This window comes from Pedobacter suwonensis (assembly GCF_044762335.1).
GTDB lineage: Bacteria > Bacteroidota > Bacteroidia > Sphingobacteriales > Sphingobacteriaceae > Pedobacter.
The window spans coordinates 564,423-584,385 of record NZ_JBIWEB010000001.1 but is presented as its reverse complement, the minus strand read 5'-3'; the positions used below and the strand labels follow the sequence as shown (position 1 = coordinate 584,385).

At 38.1% G+C, this 19,963-nt stretch carries 19 protein-coding genes; 5 read left to right on the top strand and 14 right to left on the bottom strand.

The annotated features are described in order from the left end of the window. Nucleotides 1–20: 20 nt before the first annotated feature. The 7 genes from ACIQXP_RS02445 to ACIQXP_RS02415 form a co-directional block, all read right to left on the bottom strand. Nucleotides 21–1,190 carry a hypothetical protein gene (locus ACIQXP_RS02445; RefSeq protein ID WP_387504160.1) on the bottom strand — a complete coding sequence of 390 codons (1,170 nt, stop codon included), beginning with the start codon at nt 1,188–1,190 and terminating at the stop codon, nt 21–23. Between the two features lie 102 nt (nt 1,191–1,292). Next, complete coding sequence (locus ACIQXP_RS02440) at nt 1,293–1,949, bottom strand: hypothetical protein (protein WP_387504161.1); 657 nt, start codon at nt 1,947–1,949, stop codon at nt 1,293–1,295. A gap of 544 nt (nt 1,950–2,493) precedes the next feature. Next, nucleotides 2,494–2,919 (bottom strand): hypothetical protein, encoded by a 426-nt coding sequence (locus ACIQXP_RS02435; RefSeq protein WP_387504163.1) that lies wholly within the window; start codon nt 2,917–2,919, stop codon nt 2,494–2,496. Between the two features lie 27 nt (nt 2,920–2,946). After that, nucleotides 2,947–3,660 carry a hypothetical protein gene (locus ACIQXP_RS02430; RefSeq protein ID WP_387504164.1) on the bottom strand — a complete coding sequence of 238 codons (714 nt, stop codon included), beginning with the start codon at nt 3,658–3,660 and terminating at the stop codon, nt 2,947–2,949. Nucleotides 3,661–4,165: 505 nt separating this feature from the next. After that, nucleotides 4,166–4,636: a hypothetical protein gene (locus ACIQXP_RS02425; RefSeq protein WP_387504165.1), complete on the bottom strand. Its 471-nt coding sequence runs from the start codon at nt 4,634–4,636 to the stop codon at nt 4,166–4,168. A 493-nt stretch (nt 4,637–5,129) separates the two neighbouring features. After that, a complete protein-coding gene (locus ACIQXP_RS02420; protein ID WP_387504166.1) occupies nt 5,130–5,582 on the bottom strand; it encodes a hypothetical protein in 453 nt (150 codons plus the stop codon). Continuing rightward, nucleotides 5,583–7,346: a hypothetical protein gene (locus ACIQXP_RS02415; protein WP_387504167.1), complete on the bottom strand. Its 1,764-nt coding sequence runs from the start codon at nt 7,344–7,346 to the stop codon at nt 5,583–5,585. Between the two features lie 316 nt (nt 7,347–7,662). On the opposite strand from ACIQXP_RS02415, the gene ACIQXP_RS02410 reads away from it, so the two are divergent. From ACIQXP_RS02410 to ACIQXP_RS02400, 3 genes are all read left to right on the top strand, one after another. Continuing rightward, nucleotides 7,663–8,067, top strand: coding sequence for an EVE domain-containing protein (locus ACIQXP_RS02410; RefSeq protein ID WP_387504168.1), 405 nt, complete (start codon nt 7,663–7,665; stop codon nt 8,065–8,067). A 342-nt stretch (nt 8,068–8,409) separates the two neighbouring features. Next, on the top strand, nt 8,410–8,577 hold the full coding sequence (locus ACIQXP_RS02405) for a hypothetical protein (protein ID WP_387504169.1): 168 nt from the start codon (nt 8,410–8,412) through the stop codon (nt 8,575–8,577). After that, nucleotides 8,546–8,968 (top strand): hypothetical protein, encoded by a 423-nt coding sequence (locus ACIQXP_RS02400; RefSeq protein ID WP_387504170.1) that lies wholly within the window; start codon nt 8,546–8,548, stop codon nt 8,966–8,968. The genes ACIQXP_RS02405 and ACIQXP_RS02400 overlap by 32 nt, the downstream gene beginning before the upstream one ends. On the opposite strand, the gene ACIQXP_RS02395 is transcribed toward ACIQXP_RS02400, so the two are convergent. Both ACIQXP_RS02395 and ACIQXP_RS02390 read right to left on the bottom strand, forming a co-directional pair. Then, the gene (locus ACIQXP_RS02395) at nt 8,958–10,148 is read right to left on the bottom strand and encodes a cation:proton antiporter (RefSeq protein WP_387504171.1); all 1,191 of its coding nucleotides are present in this window, start codon (nt 10,146–10,148) and stop codon (nt 8,958–8,960) included. The two genes, ACIQXP_RS02400 and ACIQXP_RS02395, sit on opposite strands and share 11 nt — an antisense overlap. A 70-nt stretch (nt 10,149–10,218) precedes the next feature. Next, nucleotides 10,219–10,740: an acyl-CoA thioesterase gene (locus ACIQXP_RS02390; RefSeq protein WP_090987823.1), complete on the bottom strand. Its 522-nt coding sequence runs from the start codon at nt 10,738–10,740 to the stop codon at nt 10,219–10,221. A 408-nt stretch (nt 10,741–11,148) separates the two neighbouring features. Here ACIQXP_RS02390 and ACIQXP_RS02385 point away from each other — a divergent pair, with 408 nt between their 5' ends. Beyond that, nucleotides 11,149–12,636 carry an alpha-amylase gene (locus ACIQXP_RS02385; RefSeq protein ID WP_387504172.1) on the top strand — a complete coding sequence of 496 codons (1,488 nt, stop codon included), beginning with the start codon at nt 11,149–11,151 and terminating at the stop codon, nt 12,634–12,636. Between the two features lie 238 nt (nt 12,637–12,874). Continuing rightward, the gene (locus ACIQXP_RS02380; RefSeq protein ID WP_387504173.1) at nt 12,875–13,141 is read left to right on the top strand and encodes a GIY-YIG nuclease family protein; all 267 of its coding nucleotides are present in this window, start codon (nt 12,875–12,877) and stop codon (nt 13,139–13,141) included. 226 nt (nt 13,142–13,367) lie between these two features. Here ACIQXP_RS02380 and ACIQXP_RS02375 read toward each other — a convergent pair whose 3' ends face one another. The 5 genes from ACIQXP_RS02375 to ACIQXP_RS02355 form a co-directional block, all read right to left on the bottom strand. Next, nucleotides 13,368–14,294: a hydroxypyruvate isomerase family protein gene (locus ACIQXP_RS02375; protein ID WP_387504174.1), complete on the bottom strand. Its 927-nt coding sequence runs from the start codon at nt 14,292–14,294 to the stop codon at nt 13,368–13,370. Nucleotides 14,295–14,319: 25 nt separating this feature from the next. Continuing rightward, the gene (locus ACIQXP_RS02370; RefSeq protein ID WP_387504175.1) at nt 14,320–15,315 is read right to left on the bottom strand and encodes an FAD:protein FMN transferase; all 996 of its coding nucleotides are present in this window, start codon (nt 15,313–15,315) and stop codon (nt 14,320–14,322) included. A gap of 10 nt (nt 15,316–15,325) precedes the next feature. After that, on the bottom strand, nt 15,326–16,645 hold the full coding sequence (locus ACIQXP_RS02365) for a Gfo/Idh/MocA family oxidoreductase (protein WP_387504176.1): 1,320 nt from the start codon (nt 16,643–16,645) through the stop codon (nt 15,326–15,328). A gap of 36 nt (nt 16,646–16,681) precedes the next feature. Next, a complete protein-coding gene (locus ACIQXP_RS02360) occupies nt 16,682–17,647 on the bottom strand; it encodes a formylglycine-generating enzyme family protein (protein WP_387504177.1) in 966 nt (321 codons plus the stop codon). A 479-nt stretch (nt 17,648–18,126) separates the two neighbouring features. Continuing rightward, nucleotides 18,127–19,404 carry a type IX secretion system plug protein gene (locus ACIQXP_RS02355; protein ID WP_387504178.1) on the bottom strand — a complete coding sequence of 426 codons (1,278 nt, stop codon included), beginning with the start codon at nt 19,402–19,404 and terminating at the stop codon, nt 18,127–18,129. Nucleotides 19,405–19,963 lie beyond the last annotated feature (559 nt).

Here is a 19,963-nt window from a genome sequence, read left to right as displayed (position 1 = left end):
GCTTAGATTTCTATTAATTATTAAAAGGGCAATTCATCGTACTCGAATGAGTATGATCCTCGGTAATGAAATATCGAACTGAACCACGTTGTAACAATTTCTTTTATTTCACTATTAGAATTAAGAAAGTTTAGCAGCGGTAGGTTGTTTTTTGGTAATGAGAAATAGAAACGTCGCTCGGTGTTGTTAGATTCCAAATAGAGCGCTTCAAGATCATCATCGTTATAATTTATATATTCTTCCAGATATTTCGAACATATAGTATCCAGATCAATAATCAAACTTTTTTTAAATTTGTTATATATCATCTGTTTTGCACTATAATCAGAAAATACATTAACCTGATAAAATTGATTGTATTCCTCTTCAACAATTAAACAGTTCTGTAAATGGAGATTATCATAATCATTTAGGACAGCCTTGAAAATATCATGGCTTACGAATTTAATTACAGAGTGGTTTACTTGTTTATTAACAATGAAACGATTGACATAGTTAATCTGGTTAATAATGGTGTTTTCCATTTCATCTCCAACGCAATGTGTCTTAATCAGGCTAACAACATCTGTTAATGATAGTAAATTAAAATTATAATAACAAAGAGATTCCTTTCTTCCGTCTTTTAATGAATTCAGTTCGTAAGCCTGGGCTTTTAATAAAGTGTTAATACTTTCGTATATGCTCGCATCGTTAGCTATACTGTTTTTGGCATTATTGTATTCGCGAAATGCAAATATTATATCAGGAGTACTATATAGTTGGCGTAATGGTTCAAATTTGCTATCAGTTGAATTCTTCAGTTCTGAATCCCATTGATTCTTTTTCATTTGGTACTTCAGAACGATATCATTGGAAAAGTTAGCTAATGGGTAACTAACGGTATTATTCTTTGTTCCGTTATTATCCCTAGTCATGAAGATCCAATTATTATCAACACTCTTTTTACAACTTATTATTAAAGCGGTATAAACAATTAAATCTGAAACTTCAGTAACCTTGTAGGCAACAATGTCCATTTCTCGTTGAGTAGGATTTGCATCATCTAGATAGTATCGATTATGAATTACCTGCCACCCACATTCCTCAAGATCTACTGCCACTTTATGTTCCAAGAAAAATCCAGTAGCATCTCTTATCTTATCATCAAGATTATTCGGGATTCCGCCGTTATTAGCTTTGTGTTTGGTCATCACCTCTTGAAATTTTTTAAGGTCGGTTCTTTTATATTATTAATTATATTTGGCCTAGCATCATTCTCTAACTTAGGATATTTTTAAGCCTGTTTGCGGACTTCATCTTATATTAGTAATTTTGAAGCTTTTCAAAACAACATTCAATTTCTGAGACCAGTCAACCGCGTCTTCTTTTCTATATGAGAATGTTAACATATGCATTCGATCGTTATTATGGAATTGATACATTGATACGTTCACTAAAGGGTTGTTCCTCAATTGTCTGGTGTATGATATCTTTAAAACACTTCCCCCGTTTATTGTCACTATTTGTACCCTGTTCCAATTTACTAACTTCAAGCCAGTATTCTTAAATGATTCTATAATTTGTGATTTAAGCTGCTTATCTAGTTCTAATAACTCACTCGACGTAGCCGTAACTGTCGTAGTCAGTTTTTCATACTCTCCAGGGGTTCCAAGATAAGTCTCCAAAATTACTCTAGCATATGTGTTAAATGACTCTTTGTCTAATTTGTTGAGACCCTTTTGTTGAAATACAATTCTATTGTCAGTAATTTGGAACTTAAATGTTTGTTTCAAATCATTCTGGTATTTCTCCTCGATTTTCTTGTATTCGCCGCTCTGTATCTCCATAGTCTCTGGTATGGATATATATCCAACACCTTTAATTAAATAACGGTCATAAGTTATCTGTGATCGCACCTGGATATATGCGTTTGATAGGATGGCTATTAGTAGTAAAACTTTATATTTCATGAATTGCAACTTTAATCAAACCAAAAATGACAATTGCGCTATACTTATAAACACCTCCCATACTAGGATGAGTCTTAGCGTCTATTGCTTTAAGCATAGGCCTGACTTGTGCTTTGCTGGTCTTATTAAGATTAATAATGGCAGCATAAGTTATCCAGCCCACTAGCGTAAACGCTGAGACAATTGGCAACGAACTACAACTTTTCCAATTTCGCAAATACATTCAATCGGAGAACCATCTTTGAACTTTTTCGTTTAGCCCTACTATCTCGAAATCATGGTCATTGTTTTTTTCTTTTATATCGCTCATCGAAAAAATCTTGGAATGAAATTACATCTGCTTCGCTCTCAAAATTCTCTTTAGTGATAATACATAATTTTCTGTAAACATCAGGTAGATATAATCTATCTCTCAAGTAATTTGAAATATAATTGTAAATTGTCTTTTTTGGAGTATTAATTGACAAAAAAATAGCATTCTGAAAATTAAATTTATTTAGATATAAATTCAGCTTGAAAAAATCCCAAATGAACTTTTTATAGCTTAGATTAAGTTCTGTTTAGCTTCAACAATTAGCCTTTGGTTCATTGGACTTTTATCAGTTTCATCTTTGTGTATGATAAAATCTGGAATGAGGTAAAGTTCTTCAAATGGATTTGCTTCGTTTCCAAGTAGACTGCAAATATCATTTACACTTTTTTCAACCCTACTATCACTAATATCAGAATATGCATATTTTTTTGGGATTTGAAATTGACGAATTAACTCCTTAGGCTCTGCTATCAATTTCATATGGTTTAAAATTGCATATTTCTCATTTAGTTTTGTAACAAAATTATTTTCATAAGTTGAAAAGGTATCTCCGTTTATATTAATAATATCATCAACTAATGTTACTCGTTGAGTAATATAATCAACCCTTTCAACCTCATTTAATGCTTTTAGGAAATTCGATATTGTATCGTTCATTTGAAAAAAGGTGGTTTACAGTAAGTGTTAGTTTTGCGGTTTAGAAGTAATGATAGGAGCAAGTTCTTTTTTTAGTTTTTCAAAGTCCTCCTTGCTCATCATATCAATTTCCATTAATTCTTTTGCCTCTTTTAATTTCGCAATAGCCTCATCTCTAGTCATCTTTCTGTTTTTTAGTAAAACTTCACCAGACTCAATAGCTAACTCTGTATCCATTACACTTAAATATTTATTTATGCCAAAAGCTCTCCCATTTATTTCACCTAAAACCATAACAACATATAAAGGTTTATTTTTACTACCCCTGTGATATGTTTTTATTTCATTGACAACTACAGAAGTATTTTTTAAACTATTATCTGCCATACTCTGCGCATCTCCATTCATAGCAGCCATAATACTTCCAAACCCGGCAGGTCTACCCATTTGTAAGAATTCGTAAGTTTTTTTAGCGGTGCTTCTTGATTGTGCCACACCTCCTCTTGCCTTGGTGCCATAACTTCCTGAATAAGTCCTGGTGTTCATTTCTTGAGAAGTGGGCGTTCCTAATATTAACGTGTCGCCAATCTTTACACTATTCTTACTAACCGTTACATACTCTTTTACCTGCGCACCATTTTTAATTGAGCTAAAAAAATTAATGTCTTGGGTATTTTCATATGTCAATAAATCAACATTTTCCTGGGCATAAATATTGACACCTGAAAATAGTACAATAAAAAAGGTAATTGTTTTTTTCATAATCGTTATTAATAATTGGTTTGTTTATTTTTCTTGAAACTAAGATATAAATGCTATGCTGTAGCGCTTAGTTACCCGGAACTGGGCAGATTGGCGAATGAGAGTAGCGTATTTATAAAATAGATATAAAAGTATGTAAAATTCTATATACCATCAATTGCCTTCTTCCTACCTATGTTTCCCTATCAAAGGTTTTAATTGCTTGTGCAAAACATATTCAATTATTTATTCAGCATTTGTCACTGGAGATTTAATTTAGGATGAGATATTTGAAAATTAACATAAAGGTATTTTAATAAAATCTTTTTGCAATACGGGAAACCGCAATTACACATAAGTAAGTATATCATTTTATTTGCTCCATTCTAGCCCAAGTCTTAGCGCCGATTGCCTTAAGCATTGGCCTGACTGCTTTGGTAGTTTTATCATGATTAATAATGACAGCACAAGGCTATCTAGCGTATTAGCGTAAACACTAAGACTTTTGTTAGTAATGGTTAGTTAATTATTCAACAATTATTTTACCAGTTGGCGAAATAATTTCTCCATTTTTCCACTTTGTTTTCCCCAAGAATTTCCCGTTCATCCAAGAGTAGATTAAAATCATATCGTTATCTTGAGAGTAGCGATCTAAATCACGAGGGTTTTCTGATAAATTTTTTAAATTGGTTTTATTGGAAGCTTTGTAAAAAACAATTTGATAGTCCGATACCTTCTTAAACTTTTCAATATTCTGGGTATTAATAAAACTATCTATAGTCGATTCTGATTGTTTAAACCCCTGAAAATTTTCAACGATATAATAATCAGATTTATGATAGATCACTTTACCATTTTCAGAATCTAGACTATCGTATCTATTAAATTTTTCTAACGGAACGAAATTTATTTTTTTATTGATGCAGGAAATCATTAAAGACGAAAACGTAAAGCCTAAAAAAAACAATGTTTTCGCTTTACAATTATAAATGGCCATATAATTTAGCTTTTATGTTGATTATTGTTTCAAAAGGTTTATATCCCCAACCAGCACGAGTCTTAGCGCGCTCATAGCCTTACGCCTTGGCCTGACTTGTGCTTTGGTAGTTTTATCGATATTAATAATAAAAGCATAAGCCATCCAGCCCGGTAGGCTGATTATTTAAACTATATAGGCATTTTCGAACTGTTTCAAAAGGCAGTATAGAATTTAAGCTGTTAACAAATGATCCTAGATTATTAAACGACTTTTAAATATCAATCTTTCTCTGTTATTTCAATAATTGAAAAATTAATGTCGATTCATTGAATACATATAGCCGTTCGATATCCCTAATCTCTTCAAAATTATTTAAAGAAATAAATTTTGAATAATTTATCATCAGATCTTTTTAATGGCTTTGTCTCATTGCAGTATCTATACAAGTCAAATAAATTAAACTAAAGCCATTATATATCTCATCATAAAGATTTAAAGACATTTTATTAGCCTAGTGTGTTCTTTTCGTTCTACTGTAAATTGACCAATGATTCAGCTTATGACATAATTTATAATCATAAATCGTAAATTTTTGGAATTCATAGATCCCAAAAGATACTTTTGCAGTATCGTTCTGGAGAAAGATTTTTCCAAAATCAATTCTTATTCTGTGATTATTAAAAGAGTTTGGACTAAGATCGATGATGTCTTCATTCATTTTATCAGAATTAATATATCCTATGTTAAATTTTTTTGTTCTATCTGGCCAATTCTCATTAACAAGTTTTGTTTTAATGATAAATATAGTATCTGGCTTTGCGGTTAGATTATTAAATAGTTGATTGTCGTCTAATATTTCACTTATAACTTCGTTTGTATCACTTGCTTGGGTGCGTGACTTAATACTACTTTTACATGCGATTAAGCATAAAAATATCAGGAAAAGGTATGTTTTGTTCTTCATTTATTGTCTTGATTTTACTCTATAATATCTTAACCATTCTTGTGCATTGGAAGGCTCTAATCTATTAGAACCTGGGGCCGCAATAATATCTTCGAAGTACCAGCCTGCTTCATAAGAACCTTTACCTGTTACAACTCCTGCCATTCTTTTTGGTAAATTGTTGGCATCTCTTCCAAAATGGACAAATTCATGTAATGTCGTTATCGTCAAAATTAAGCCAAGTGCCTGATATTTGGTAGGGGTATTAGCTATATCTAAATCGTTGACGTATCCATTATCAATTTTCAAAATTTTATTTTTGTCATCAAATTGCCCCACAACGTCGTTTCCGTTACCATCTTTTAGGTTGTTAATCACTATCACTTTGGGGCCTTTACCTGGTTGCATTAGCTCCCTGATTCTTTTTTCTGTAAGCCCTGTTGTTAAACTTAAAGCTTTAAGAATGTTAGGATAATGCGTAAGGAAATTTGGCAAATCATTAACTAAAGCTTTGAATTTTGGATATCCGTTTAATTCTGAAACATCTAAATTTGGCAAATTGATGGTTAACGTATTATTGTCTATTAACTCTCTACAAATGGTTTCTGGATTTTCAATCAAATATCTCAAAGACCAGTGAACGAAATTAGTATTATCTATTGACGATCCATTTTTTATTAAGTATTTACTTAATTCGATAACTGCTTCACCATTCAATGGATTATTAATAAAGCTCAGTTCCGCTCCATCGGGATCGAAATAATTGATAAAATACTGTTGCGGCGTTTGGGTGGTTGTGACTACAGGTGGACCAGATATTTCATCACAATCTGTTTGAGCAGCAACCATCAGCCTGGCGCCTCTTTCAAACGATATACCGCCCGGACCTACCGGCTGTGGCGTACCATCACAAGGATTGTAGGTGCCAGGAGTATTAGGTGTTGTACTACCACCGCCGCCACCGCTACTGCCACCTCCTGTCGGAAAATTTGGCATTGCACAATTTATCACTGTATTTTTATCAACCCTATACCCTGGAAGATAATCTAACATACCCATGGTTAAGCCACCATCGCTTTCCCAAGGACAATGGCCTGGCATATCGCCTGTAGAGCATGGATAGGCCACCACAGTAAATACATCATAAAATTCACATTCTCCCGGAGCGAGGCTAATTACATCTCGATAACCGGAATTTCCACTTATGGTAGCAAGCAACTTATCTTTTAATTTCCCATCACGGTTAGCTAATCCAGTGGTATTTATTTTATCATTCAGGGAAATATCCTCTAAATATATTTTATTGAATACGATGGTTCCTTTAAACTTAGTTTTTAGCTTTTTCCGCCAGTTGTCCAGCCATTCCTTCTCCGGATAATAAGTTGATAAAAAAGCGGTGGTTTTGTCTTGGATTACCTGTATGGTCAGATTCTGAAAAGTAGTTGACCTGGATGTTTGAGGTTTAATCGCAATTACATAACTTATCGTATCTCCAAGGGTAAGTTTTTTTACACTATCCATCTCCAAGTCAAGATTTCCTGGTAGGGCCTGGGTGCTCATAACTTTTGCTTTTTGGCCAGACAGTACTGCTTTTAAACTTCCGGTAGAGTTGAGGTCTATGGCACTTACGAATTGAGAATAGGAAATGGAACGAATTTTATCGGTGGAGCTGTTTTCGGTTTTTTTGGGTAGTAAAAGGTCTTTTTTACAGCTTTGTGCCAATAACAGGCACATCAGGATGAGGCAAACGATGGCTTTGCCTTTAGAGAATGTTAATTTGTTCATTGTTAATTCAGATTAAAATTGAGGCGAATTCCGTAAAGGTATAGCAATATAATTAGTAAACATAATTCTTAATTTTATACTCGTTAAGCGCACTTAGTCAAAGAACCTTTTTAAAAATAGAAAATGATTGAGTGTATAACGATTAGATTTTACTAAACTATAAATTTCATTTTAGTCTTCAATAAGGGAAACCATAATTACACATCAGTAAGTATCTCATTTTATCTGGTTATCGCTTATCTATCCAACCTATTTCCTAATCCATTCCCTTTTCTTAGTTTTGAGGGTAAAATAATCGAAACAAATACAAAGCAGCATGAACCATTGGTTAGTAAAATCAGAGCCTTTTAAATACAGTTGGGAAAAATTTAATGAAGATGGCCGTACCTTTTGGGATGGCGTGCGGAATTACCAGGCCCGTAATAACCTGAAAGCTATGAAAGAGGGCGATTTGGTGCTTTTTTACCACAGTAACGAAGGTAAAAACGTGGTGGGTATTGCCAAGGTTGTAAAAGAGTTTTACCAGGATCCTACCACTGATGATACCAATTGGGTGGTGGTCGATTTAGCTCCGGTAGAAACGTTGAAAAACCCGGTTTCTTTAGAGCAGATTAAGGCCGAACCGAGCTTAGCTGATATTTCATTAATCAGGCAGGGGCGTTTATCGGTAATGCCGCTTAAGGCTACTGAATTTGATAAGATATTGGAAATGGGAAATTAGTTTGGAGTTGGGAGTTTGGAGCTGGGAGTTTTCATGCTAAGCGCCTAATGCTGTGCAGTTAAGTTTGGAGTTGGGAGTTTAGAGTTTGGAGTTTTCCTGCTGAGCGCTGATTAGTTTGGAGTTGGGACTTTGGAGTTGGGAGTTTTCCTGCTGAGCGCTGATTAGTTTGGAGCTGGGAGTTTTAGTTTGGAGTTTTCCTGCTGAGCGCCTGGTGCCAAGTACTAAAGTTAGGAGTTTTTCACGCTAGGCGCTAAAGTTTTCAGTTGGCTGTTTCAGTTTTTATGAATAGTTTTATCTACCATTAACATCCTCCAAATGAAGTAAAAAATCATTGCAACGTTTATGACGCTGGCCGCTTGTTTATTTGTAAACGAAAGCAGGTCGCAGGGCATTAAGCCCTACCTAGCCATTGTAAAAACAAAAACTGATGTGATAAAAGGGCTGCTGTATAAAGCAGATTCGGCTAGCGTAGTGATGATTGTGGAGGGTAGTCCGGGTTACTTTACCTGAGGATCAGATCAAAACCATTAAAATCAGAACCCCGAAAAAGGAAGCCAGTATCATTCAGTTTTTGAAGTATGACCCCTGGAATGCAGATAACTTTGAGAAACGTGCAGATGGCGCTATTGTTCGGAAATGGGGCGAAAAAGACCCGACACTGGGTGAAGAGGTAGGCGGACATGTAGTTACAACCATGGTAAATATTACCGGTAACATCATCGCTGCACCCATACAAGCCATTAACCCGAGTATTGCAAACTTTAAAATTAACGGCGATGCCGCGAAGTATGCAGAACACCAAACTGATCTCGATTATTTCTCGGTTTATTATCAGCAAAATACCAACCCAATAACCGAACTACAGAAAATAAAAAACATTTCGGCTTCATTTAAACCGTAGGCGTTTCTTCGGCTTTATTTTTACTTAGGGTAATGCCTAAAGTCATCACCAGGCTGGTGCCCAATACCACTAAAAACAGGAAAGAAGGGCCAACCTCAACAATTTTGAGCGATTTAGGCAGGTTAAAATAAAGTAAAATACTAATCAAACCGCGTGGCGCAATATAACCGATCGGGCTAAGGGCGCCATTTTTAAATACCTTTAAAAAGAAAAACCGAACCGCGAAAATGGTGAGCAAAATGAAAAAACCATTGGCCAGTACGGGCTTATCGTTCAGCTCGCTGATGTTCATGGTGAAGCCAAAAATAACAAAGAAAAACGTTCTTAAAATAAAGGCACTTTCGGCAGAGAGCTGATACAATTGCGATAAATCTGCAGACAGGTTTTTATACAGAAACACACTCCTGAACCAGGCATTCCGGATGGTATCGGCATTGTTCAGAAATAATCCGGTGCTCAAAATCAACACCAGTGAGGATAAATGGTACGACTGACCAATGGCATAAACCAGGATCAATATGGAAATAATCAGGAAAAATTTAATGTGGTGCACCAGTTTCCCCATTACATAAAGCAGCACCACGCAGGCAATGGCCGATAATAAAATAATTAAAAAAGTGCTCAAGCCTAAGCCTATAAAGGCCGATGTGGTAATGGAGTGATTGGTAATGGCAAAGTTGAAAATGATAATACCGAGGATATCGGAAAAGGAAGATTCATAAATGACAAATTCCCGGTCCTGGCTTCCCAGCGCGGCAGCAGAGGGTATGGCAATGGCCGAACTGATGACGCTAAAAGGAATGGCATTGGCAATACAGGTATATAAATCTTTATGGGTAATCTGGTAAATAATCAGCGTAATGATAGATGCTGTTGCGAGTAAAATGGTTAAGGCAGAGAAAAAAGCGCTTTTGATGACTTTGTTTTTTTCGCGATCGTATTTCAGCTCCAGTGAACCCTCAAAAACAATGAGGATTAAACCTACGGTACCGAGTGTGGGTAAAATGGAGAGGAAATTAAAGGTTTGTATTTTGAGGTAATCGACCAGGAAACGCAGGCCAATGCCCAGTAACAACAGCAATAAAACCGAGGGTACTTTGGTTTTACTGGCCACCAAATCAAACAGATAAGAGAAGATGACTAATCCGCTTAAAATAATAAGTATGGTATAAGTTGTCATATTTTTTAGCGTAAGGTAAACACTAATGTAAAATAATCAAACCAAGCAGAAAGGAATTTGTTGAAAAAAATTAAGCTTTAAAGAAAAGTGCCTTGAGTTCGCTGGCCTCATCAGGACTCATTTTTCCGCCTAAAACCAAACGTAACTGCCTGCGCCGCAGGGCACCATCAAATAAATCAATTTCTTCTGGCGTTTCCGGAATTAGTTCGGGCACAGGTATGGTACGTGCGCTCTGATCAACTGCAACAAAGGTATAATAGGCCTCATTACTTTTCTGGCGTGCACCACTTGGGATATTCTCTGCCCATACATCTAAACGAACTTCTACCGAGGTATTAAAAGCCCGGGTTACTTTGGCTTCGATGGTAATGACATCGCCTAATTTAATGGGCTGTTTAAAAGAAACATTATCAACCGAGGCGGTTACCACGATACGATTGCAGTGTTTTTGAGCTGAAATTGCCGCTGCAATATCCATCCAATGGAGCAAACGCCCGCCCATCAGGTTATTTAAGGTATTGGTATCATTGGGTAGTACCAATTCGTTCATAATGGTAAAACTTTCTCTGGCAAATTTCTTTTTTAAACTCATTTGAGGCAAAAGTAAGTAAAATGTGGTGAAAATGGTATTAGAATTAGGCTCTGGCGCAGGGAAATTGCTTTTAACTTTTCTATGATCATTATTCTTCTCCGCGGGTGCCTAATCATGATGTTTGCCACGGAACCACGAATAACACGGAAAACTTTACTGCTCCTTGATTTCTGTGTTTCCGTGGCTATAGTCAACAAAGATTGCTTCACTCCAACGCGTAGTCCAAGCTTCAGTTCGCAATGACGAAATGATCTTCCCTCAATCGATTCGTCATGCGCTAAGACTTGCGCTAGTAATGGTACAATAAGAATTCTGTGGTGATTTGCGAGATCAGCGGGAAATAGGTTAAGGCATGGTATAAAAACAATTCATCGCCTGTCATGTTATCTTTTATAAAAATCCTAATTAATGCAAAATCAAACGCTTATCCAATTTTTCCATTGGTATTATAACGAAGAACAAAATTTATGGACTAAGGTAGCTGCCGAAGCAAGTCATTTAAAAGAGATAGGGGTAACCGCGGTATGGTTGCCACCAGCTTATAAATCGAACAATGCTACATATGATGTTGGTTATTCGGTTTACGATCTTTTCGATTTGGGCGAGTTCAATCAGAAAGGAAGTGTAAATACTAAATATGGCTCGAAAGACCAATATATAAAAGCTATTGAAGCCCTACATGAGAATGGGATTGGCGCCCTGGCCGATGTTGTATTTAACCACAAAGCAGGTGGCGATGAACTGGAGAAAATTGCCGTTCGGACCGTAAATCCTGAAGATCGAAATGAATTTACCAGTGATGTTTTCGAGATCGAAGCCTGGACAAAATTTACTTTCCCCGGCCGGAAAGGTAAATACTCTGAATTTATCTGGAACCATGAGTGCTTTAGTGGAGTGGATTGGGCCGAAGATGTTCAACAAACGAATATCTATTCCATCCAAAACTATTTAGGCGAAGGTTTTGAAGAGGTACCATCTACTGAATTTGGCAATTACGACTACCTGATGTACAACGATATCGATTTTCGTAATCGCTCAGTAGTTGAAGAATTAAAATATTGGGGCGAATGGATCGTAGAGACTACCAAAGTGGATGGATTTAGGTTAGATGCCGTTAAACACATCAATCCTGATTTTATTGTAGAGTGGATTGATCACCTGAATCAAAAATTTAATCGCGAATTTTTTATTGTAGCTGAAGATTGGAATGTAGTGGACATCGCCGGGCAGTTGAATTACATTGAGATTACCGGCGGACGGACACAAATATTCGATTCACTTTTGCACCATAATTTTTTCCTGGCGAGTAAGGAAGAAGATTTTGATATGCGGACGATTTTCGACGGAACGCTGGTACAGGTAAAGCCCGATCTGGCGGTAACCTTTGTAGATAATCATGATTCGCAACCTTTACAGGCGCTGGAATCTTACGTCGATTTTTGGTTCAGGCCTTTGGCCTATGCCATGATCCTGTTGCGCGTGCAGGGCATTCCGTGTTTATTCTTTCCTGATTTGTATGGAGGGATTTATGACGATAAAGACAAAGAGGGTGATGAAGTGCATGTAGAACTGGTGGCTATCACTGCAGTAGAAACCATGAGTAAGATTCGTACAACCCGGGCTTATGGCGAGCAACGTGATTATTTTGACCATGGCGTTTGCGTAGGATGGACCCGTGCCGGTGATGAAGAGCATGAAAACAGTGGCCTAGCCGTGTTGCTGAGCACCGGTGAGGAAGGCTTTAAAGAAATGGAAATCGGTAAACACTTTGCCGGAAAAACCTTTGTTGATGCTTTGGGCTACCGCAAGCAGGAATTAGTTATTGGTGAAAATGGCAGGGCAGAGTTTCACTGCAATGCAGGCAGTGTTTCGGTATGGGTGTTGAAAGTGGGCTAGGGGAAGAGATGATATTTTGGTCTGTGGGGACACAGACCACGGCGTGGAGGGGTTGGGAATGCCAGTTGCATCTCATCCATGCGTCATTCCCGTGCAGACGGGAATCCTAATGCAGCTTAAGATTGATGCTAGCCTAAATAAATTTGAGATGAAGCGAATGTTTGATGATGTAACACATAAAAATTTAAGAGAAATCATGTATTTTTAATACATGGAACGCGGTGGTTGTGTTTAAATTATGACCAATGTTTTTAACACGGTTTATTATATCGGTGTTACCTCTGATATACATTCAAGAGTAATTGAACACAGGTGCAAAAGATACCCCACTTCCTTTACTGCCAAATACAATTGTATTAAGTTGGTTTATTTTAGGTTCTATTCTAGCATTGGAGAAGCGATCGCGCAAGAGAAGAAATTAAAGAAATGGAATAGGGGTTGGAAAATTAAGTTGATCAGCGATAACAATCCTCAATGGCTGGATTTGTTTAATGAGGATTTGTGATGTTTAACGTTAAAATATTCAGTTTATCTCTGAGAACCGTAAAACCTTTAGTAAGCATTACGATCCCCAATCAAGTTGGGGATGACGATTGCCTCTGAACCATGCGTCATTCCCGTGCAGACGGGAATCTTAATGCAGCTGGCAAACCCGGTACAATGCATTACGATCCCCAATCAAGTTGGGAATGACGGAGTGCATAGGAATGACGACCCATCTAGTTGTATATTTACAAAAAATTATCCTCAGCCCTATAAGCCGAAATAACAGCCAGCTCACCTTCTTTGCCACCTTTAGAATTGCCATGCTCCATACCCATCACACCTTTGTAGCCCTTGGTATGCAGGTGTTTGAAGAGGTTTTTATAATTGATCTCTCCGGTTGTAGGTTCTTTTCGGCCCGGATTATCGCCAATCTGGATGTAGGCAATTTCGTCCCAGCAGCGGTCGATGGTTTTAATTAAATCGCCTTCGGTGCGTTGCATATGGTAAATATCATACAGAATTTTACAAGAAGGACTTTTAACCGCTTTACATACGGCATAGGTTTCATTTGTTTTTTGCAGGAAAAGTTCAGGTGTATCGCTCAAGGTTTCCAACACCATAATCAAACCGTGTGGTTCAAAAATTTCGGCTCCGGCACGCATGGCATCAATTACATTGGCAAACTGGTTCCCGTAAGGCAGGTTACGCTCATAAAATCCTGGCACTACGGTAAGCCATTTGGCATTACAGCGTTTGGCGGCTTCCACCGATTTTTTGCAGGTTTCCACAAATTTATCTTTAAACTCTTTTTTGCCTGTAGTTAAAGAGGTTTTCCAGTTATCGCCACCATCTACCACAAAAACGCCCATGCGCATGCCGAGTTTTGCCAATAAATTGCCGATTTTCTCCTGTTCTTCAACAGACCGGCCCAGGTAACCGTTATCTTCTATCGAACGGAAACCTTTATCGTACATAAATTGGATCTGATCTAAAAAGCTTTTGCCTGCATGGTTTTGGAACATGCCCTGGTGCGGTGCATAGTCCATATTAAAAACCTTATCACTTAATGCCATATTTGGTTTTTCGGCCGCAAAACTATTGGTAATTCCTGCTCCGGTGGTTATTGCACCAGCAGTTAATAAGCTGTTTCTTATAAATTCACTTCTTTTCATCGGTTGGTTTTTAAACGGATAGGTCTTATTGTGTAATTAATTTTTTAAATCCCCTGGTTAGGGTATCAGCCACTTTGCCATCTTTTTGGCGATATACAAAATAAGCTTCGAGGTTTTTTCTGCTTTCCACAAAGGCCATGGCATCTTTAAGGTGCATCGCCATTAGGGCATTATCATATCCATCGGCAGTAATGGCATCATTGGCGTAAACGGTAACGCTGATCATTTCATTATCTAAAGGATAACCTGTTTTAGGATCGATCAGGTGAGAAATTTTTTTCTTTCCGCTTTGATGGAATTTGCGGTAGTTGCCCGAAGTGGTAATGGCGCCAGCATTTATCGCAGCGATATGCCTGATTACTGGCGTTCCATCTTTATCCGGACCTTCAACACCAATTTTCATGGCTTCGCCATTGGGTTTAGGTCCGGAAATGCGAATTTCGCCGCCCAGTTCAGCCACATACTGTCTAATTCCTTTTTGTTCGAGATAAGCGGCAATTAAATCGACGCTATAACCTTGTGCAATTCCATTTAGATCGATTTGCAAACACGGCTTTAATTTGCTTAACCGGCCATCCTTCAGTTTCAGGTTTTTCATGCCCACACAAGCCAGTATTGATTTGATAACCGCCGGATCAGGTTCCTTTTTAGCCTCTTTTGGCCCGAAACCCCAGGCTTGTACCAATGGGGCAACCGTAATATCGAAAATGCCCCTCGTATCCTGATTGATCTCGAAACTCCGTTTCAGCACGTCGTTCATGAAACGATCGGGTTTAATCTCTTTTTCGGCAGCATTAAATTGATTTATCAAAGATCTCTTTTTGTAAAGCGACATCGATAAATCAATTTCGTTTAGTAAACTATCTATGCCCGCTTTAGTGGCTACACTATCAGTGGCATAGTACATAATGGCGTAATCGGTCCCCTGCGCAAAACCCTCAATTTTATACTGCTTCAACTCTTTTTTCAGGGAGAAAGCAAATATGAATGGTAAAATGAAAAGCAAAAAGCTGCAACGCATCAATTTAGTTTTAGATTACCTTGGTTTGTCCGGGCATGGCGATTGGATATAGTCCTTTGTCGTCAGGCATTAACTTCGGATTAGCATCCCATGCCAAACGCTCTGGCATCAAACTAATGTTGGAAGCCAAAGCCTCATCCCACTTAATGGTTTGGCCAGAGTAAGTAGCATAACGACCGATAATCGACGAAAATGTACTGGTTGCAGCATAGTCTACATTACTGAATTTATATTCGCCCTTCGAAACCGCATCGAACAATTCATCGTGTTCTGTTTGGTAAGGATTGGCGTTACCTTTGGTGTTGTGGTTATACAATTCTTTGCCGCTGTAATCTTTCATAATGGCCTGGTTACTGCCTGAAAGGTAAATTTTACCTTTTGTACCTTGAAAAGTTTCATCTACACGGTTACTGATGCCTTCGAAATGGCGACACTGGCTATTGATTACCGCACCATCGGCATAGGTTAATTCGATAGAGTGGTTATCATAAATTTCTCCATAGTCTTTTCCTGTTCTCCAGGCACGGCTACCCGTTCCCTGTACCGAAACCGGATGTCCGTTTTTGATCCAGTTGGCAATATCAATATTATGCACATGCTGCTCCACAATATGATCGCCGCATAGCCAGTTGAAATAATACCAGTTTCTCATTTGATATTCCATTTCGGTCTGGTTTGCTGTACGCGGACGTACCCAAACGCCACCGCTGTTCCAGTATACCTGGCCCGACATGATTTCGCCAATTGCACCATCGTTAATGCGTTTCATCGATTCGCGGTAGTTGTTCTGGTAGCGACGCTGTAAGCCTACTACCACATTTAATTTTTTCTTTTTCGCTTCTTCGGCTGCGGCCAATACTTTTCTGATGCCTGGTGCATCTACCGCAACAGGTTTTTCCATGAAGATTTGTTTATTCTGTTTAACCGCTTCTTCAAAATGAATAGGGCGGAAGCCCGGAGGCGTAGTTAACAGCACTACATCGGCTAATGGAATTGCTTTTAAATAGGCATCGAAGCCAACAAACTGGCGTTCTTTCGGAACATCCATTTTTGCTGCAAATTTAGAACTTAATGATTGGTAGCTGCTGTCTAAGCGATCCTGAAAAGCATCGGCCATGGCCACCAGTTTGATGTTAAATTTAGTGCTTAATGCCTGGAAAGCTGCTCCGGTACCACGATCGCCACAGCCTATTAAGGCAATTTTAATGGTGTCTGATCCGGATGCATATGCACCGGCCAGGGGAATACTGCTGATCATGGCGCCACCGGCCAGCATGGCGGTTGCTTTTAAAAAATCGCGACGATCTTGTTGGTTGATTGGTTTTTTCATGTGTTTAGTTTTTTATTTTGGTTAGATAGTGTAGGGTTAAAAGTCTTTTATAGGTTGTTTGTTATAATAGGCATCGATATCAGCTTTTGAGGGTGTTACTACCGGGCGTACCAGGCGCATCCCAACAAAAGGAGCTTCAGGGAACCACCAGTTGCTTTTTGGAATCTGTGGATCTAACTGTTTCCATGAGGGATCAGAAGCTAATCTTGCTGTTGAAGTTAAATGATTTGCTGTTTCGTCATAAGAGCCACCTCGAACTACATTCGGATAAAGTTTATCGGGTATGGCCACCGGGTTTTCAACCATTTTATCTTTGCTTTTACTGTAGAAATCAGGAAAGTACTGGTCGTAAGTCCATTCACTCACGTTTCCATACATATCAAATAATCCCCATGGGTTTGGTTTTTTCTGCCCTACCTGGTGTGTTTTGTTATCGCTGTTATCTTTATACCAGGCATAATCGCCTAATTTGGAAGCATCATCGCCAAAAGAATAACTGCCTTCCGTTCCGGCCTTACAGGCATATTCCCATTCTGCTTCTGTTGGTAAGCGATAAAAAACACCTGTACGCATGTAAAGCCATTTACAAAACTGGATGGCGTTATATTGGGTCATGGCTACGGCTGGCTGGTTCGCTTTACCCATACCAAAAGTCATATCGAGATAGGGTTTTGTAGGCCTGGTAACGGCGTCTACTTCTGCCGGAATAGCGCTTGTACTGGCTTGTTTTTCATAATCGCGGTAGAGGAAAGGTTCAAAAATATCCCAGGTTACTTCATGTTTTCCCATCCAGAAGGCATCGAGTTTAACCTCATGAACGGGTTGCTCATCTGGTTTTCCTGTTTTACTGCCCATTTTAAATTTGCCTGCCGGTATGGCCTGCATATCGAATTTTAATTTGGTTCCATTAATGGATTGTGTGTAAGAATCGTTGGTGGTTTGTGCTAAAATCTGTGTGCAGGGATAAATGATTAATGCTGCTGCAATTAATTTGTTAAACATGATTTTTGGTTAGATATGCTTGATCTGCTAGTGTTTATCTGGTAACTTTCTGAAACACTAAAGTAAATAACCACATTTAAAACAAAGAAAATTTATGTAACAATAAAGGTAGGTATAGTTATTTAAAGGTCAATTTGACAATTAAATCGATCTTCATCTTAATGGATAACTTTTTATAAAAATCAATATAAATGGACAGATGTTAAAAAAGCTGAATGGTATTGAAGTATCGTCATACGACCGTAGTGGAGAAATCTTTAAACTATGTTAAAAGATCTCTCCACTCCGCGTTGCTTCGGTCGAGAGGACGACCACACTATTGGATGGTGTCAATGGTAACTGGTTTCAGGATCTAATTGGTGAGGAATCTTTGAATAAATTCCACTTGTATCTGGTTATATTAGACCGTTACAGGCAAAGGGTTTTACCATATCAGGGATGTAAGGTCATTTGAGCTTATGATTTTGCAATGTTACTGCTTACCTTCTGTCTGAAACTTTATTGCTTAAATTGGTGAAACCAACCAGCGTATCCCAACGCGCACCCGGGCGGCGGTAATAAACAAAAATCTGATAACTGTTTTCGGTCTGGAAAAATGCACCTTCAAAAGGTTTGGTTTCCAGTGTTTTGGTGTCATTGTTATACCAGGCAAATTCATAATCATAAAGGCCTTGTTTAAGGATTACATTGCCATAAAACTGTTTCCGGTTGGAGTCGTAAAGCAATTTATTTTCATTGCTCATGGTATAATTGTTAAACCGGCCAACTACATAAGCATCACCATTAGGGCCAGGTGCTGGAGCATTCAGTGTGAATAGAACACTCATATACTCTGATTCTGTTTTATCGTCGCGCCCGTCGGTATTGCGGATAAAAAAGTTTCCGTTTTCATCAAACTGGTTGGCAAAAGCTCCAACTGTTCGGGGTGCATCCTGAAAAAGTATCACGTTTACGGATGAGTTATCGCGATAAATATCCTTTACATTATCTGCTTTGTAACGTAAACTTCTGGTATCAAACTTTCTAAACTCATTATCACCCCAAAAATCATTCGTATTAAGGTCGTTATAAACCAGTTGATTTGGTCGTACAAAGGCCGGCTTGGTATTCACCTGGATCGTATTGTCATTAAAATTTTGCATCACCACCGCTTTTATATCCTGATAGGGGTTAGGGATGGGGAAGGTATGGTTAATGGTAAAGTTGATTTTTTGCTTATAATTCCTGTTCTCCACCTGCATGGAATTTGTTACTTCTCCCGCTATGGCCACCTGATTATCGAGGAGGTAAAAGCGCTGTGAAATAACCGGTTTATTTTTATCGCCATCCAAATACACTTTTAAAACATAGTTTCCGCCTATTTTGGGTTGGATTTGCGTATTAGGTAAGCTGATCTCGTAGTGTGTATATTTTCTTGCCGTATTGGATGAATAGCGGTAATTGATGATGCGGTCGTCGTTAAAACTTTCTAAATAATCGATGCTTGAGATTTTGGAAGTTTCCCATTCTGCAGTACAATGCTCAATGGTGTACCAGTAATTTTGGGTGCCGGCAAGTAGATCGTCAAAAGAAAGTGTGATGGTTTCTGACGAATTGAGCATGATAACAGGCAAGCTCTGCTCTTTATTGCTGTTATAGCAAAGTACGGTTTTAATATTGGGGAGATAAATTTTGTTCTCGTTGGTAAACTTGCTATAGTTTTGCGCAAAGGCGAATGTAGAGATGAAAAATAAAGCCGTAAATACTATTTTCTGCATGGATAAATGTAGAGTTTTATCGGGAAGGGACAAAATGGAGTTGTGAAGGGCACCGCGGAAACAAGGATGAACACGGAAGATTTTTCGGCGCAGCTTCATTTCATCGAATAATATATTTTAAAAGAAATCAATATGATTAATAGTAGGATTCAACTGTATGTGTCTTTTCGCTGAATCGTCATTGCGAGAAGGCTTTTTCAGCCGACAGCCTGCCCCGACTTTACGGTGAAGCAATCTTTATGGCAGAATCGCCAGCATGAGAGATTGCTTCGTCGTTACTCCTCGCAATGACGACCGCGTTAGTGGATTCTAACATCAAAATCTTCTTTCGTGTTTCTGCGTCTCGGTGGCAAAAAATATTGAACAAAATTTAAGGCAAGAATCGCCAGCATGAGAGATTGTTTCGTCGTTACTCCTCGCAATGACGACCGCGTTAGTGGATTCTAACATCAAAATCTTCTTCCGTGTTTCTGCGTCTCGGTGGCAAAAAATATTGAACAAAATTTAAGGCAAGAATCGCCAGCATGAGAGATTGCTTCGTCGTTACTCCTCGCAATGA

What these genes read in the sequence shown, in the direction of transcription:
- ACIQXP_RS02445 (WP_387504160.1), bottom strand. Translation starts at nt 1,190, where the DNA reads ATGACCAAACACAAAGCTAATAACGGCGGAATCCCGAATAATCTTGAT.
- ACIQXP_RS02440 (WP_387504161.1), bottom strand. Translation starts at nt 1,949, where the DNA reads ATGAAATATAAAGTTTTACTACTAATAGCCATCCTATCAAACGCATAT.
- ACIQXP_RS02435 (WP_387504163.1), bottom strand. Translation starts at nt 2,919, where the DNA reads ATGAACGATACAATATCGAATTTCCTAAAAGCATTAAATGAGGTTGAA.
- ACIQXP_RS02430 (WP_387504164.1), bottom strand. Translation starts at nt 3,660, where the DNA reads ATGAAAAAAACAATTACCTTTTTTATTGTACTATTTTCAGGTGTCAAT.
- ACIQXP_RS02425 (WP_387504165.1), bottom strand. Translation starts at nt 4,636, where the DNA reads ATGGCCATTTATAATTGTAAAGCGAAAACATTGTTTTTTTTAGGCTTT.
- ACIQXP_RS02420 (WP_387504166.1), bottom strand. Translation starts at nt 5,582, where the DNA reads ATGAAGAACAAAACATACCTTTTCCTGATATTTTTATGCTTAATCGCA.
- ACIQXP_RS02415 (WP_387504167.1), bottom strand. Translation starts at nt 7,346, where the DNA reads ATGAACAAATTAACATTCTCTAAAGGCAAAGCCATCGTTTGCCTCATC.
- ACIQXP_RS02410 (WP_387504168.1), top strand. Translation starts at nt 7,663, where the DNA reads ATGAACCATTGGTTAGTAAAATCAGAGCCTTTTAAATACAGTTGGGAA.
- ACIQXP_RS02405 (WP_387504169.1), top strand. Translation starts at nt 8,410, where the DNA reads ATGACGCTGGCCGCTTGTTTATTTGTAAACGAAAGCAGGTCGCAGGGC.
- ACIQXP_RS02395 (WP_387504171.1), bottom strand. Translation starts at nt 10,148, where the DNA reads ATGACAACTTATACCATACTTATTATTTTAAGCGGATTAGTCATCTTC.
- ACIQXP_RS02390 (WP_090987823.1), bottom strand. Translation starts at nt 10,740, where the DNA reads ATGAGTTTAAAAAAGAAATTTGCCAGAGAAAGTTTTACCATTATGAAC.
- ACIQXP_RS02385 (WP_387504172.1), top strand. Translation starts at nt 11,149, where the DNA reads ATGCAAAATCAAACGCTTATCCAATTTTTCCATTGGTATTATAACGAA.
- ACIQXP_RS02380 (WP_387504173.1), top strand. Translation starts at nt 12,875, where the DNA reads ATGACCAATGTTTTTAACACGGTTTATTATATCGGTGTTACCTCTGAT.
- ACIQXP_RS02375 (WP_387504174.1), bottom strand. Translation starts at nt 14,294, where the DNA reads ATGAAAAGAAGTGAATTTATAAGAAACAGCTTATTAACTGCTGGTGCA.
- ACIQXP_RS02370 (WP_387504175.1), bottom strand. Translation starts at nt 15,315, where the DNA reads ATGCGTTGCAGCTTTTTGCTTTTCATTTTACCATTCATATTTGCTTTC.
- ACIQXP_RS02365 (WP_387504176.1), bottom strand. Translation starts at nt 16,645, where the DNA reads ATGAAAAAACCAATCAACCAACAAGATCGTCGCGATTTTTTAAAAGCA.
- ACIQXP_RS02360 (WP_387504177.1), bottom strand. Translation starts at nt 17,647, where the DNA reads ATGTTTAACAAATTAATTGCAGCAGCATTAATCATTTATCCCTGCACA.
- ACIQXP_RS02355 (WP_387504178.1), bottom strand. Translation starts at nt 19,404, where the DNA reads ATGCAGAAAATAGTATTTACGGCTTTATTTTTCATCTCTACATTCGCC.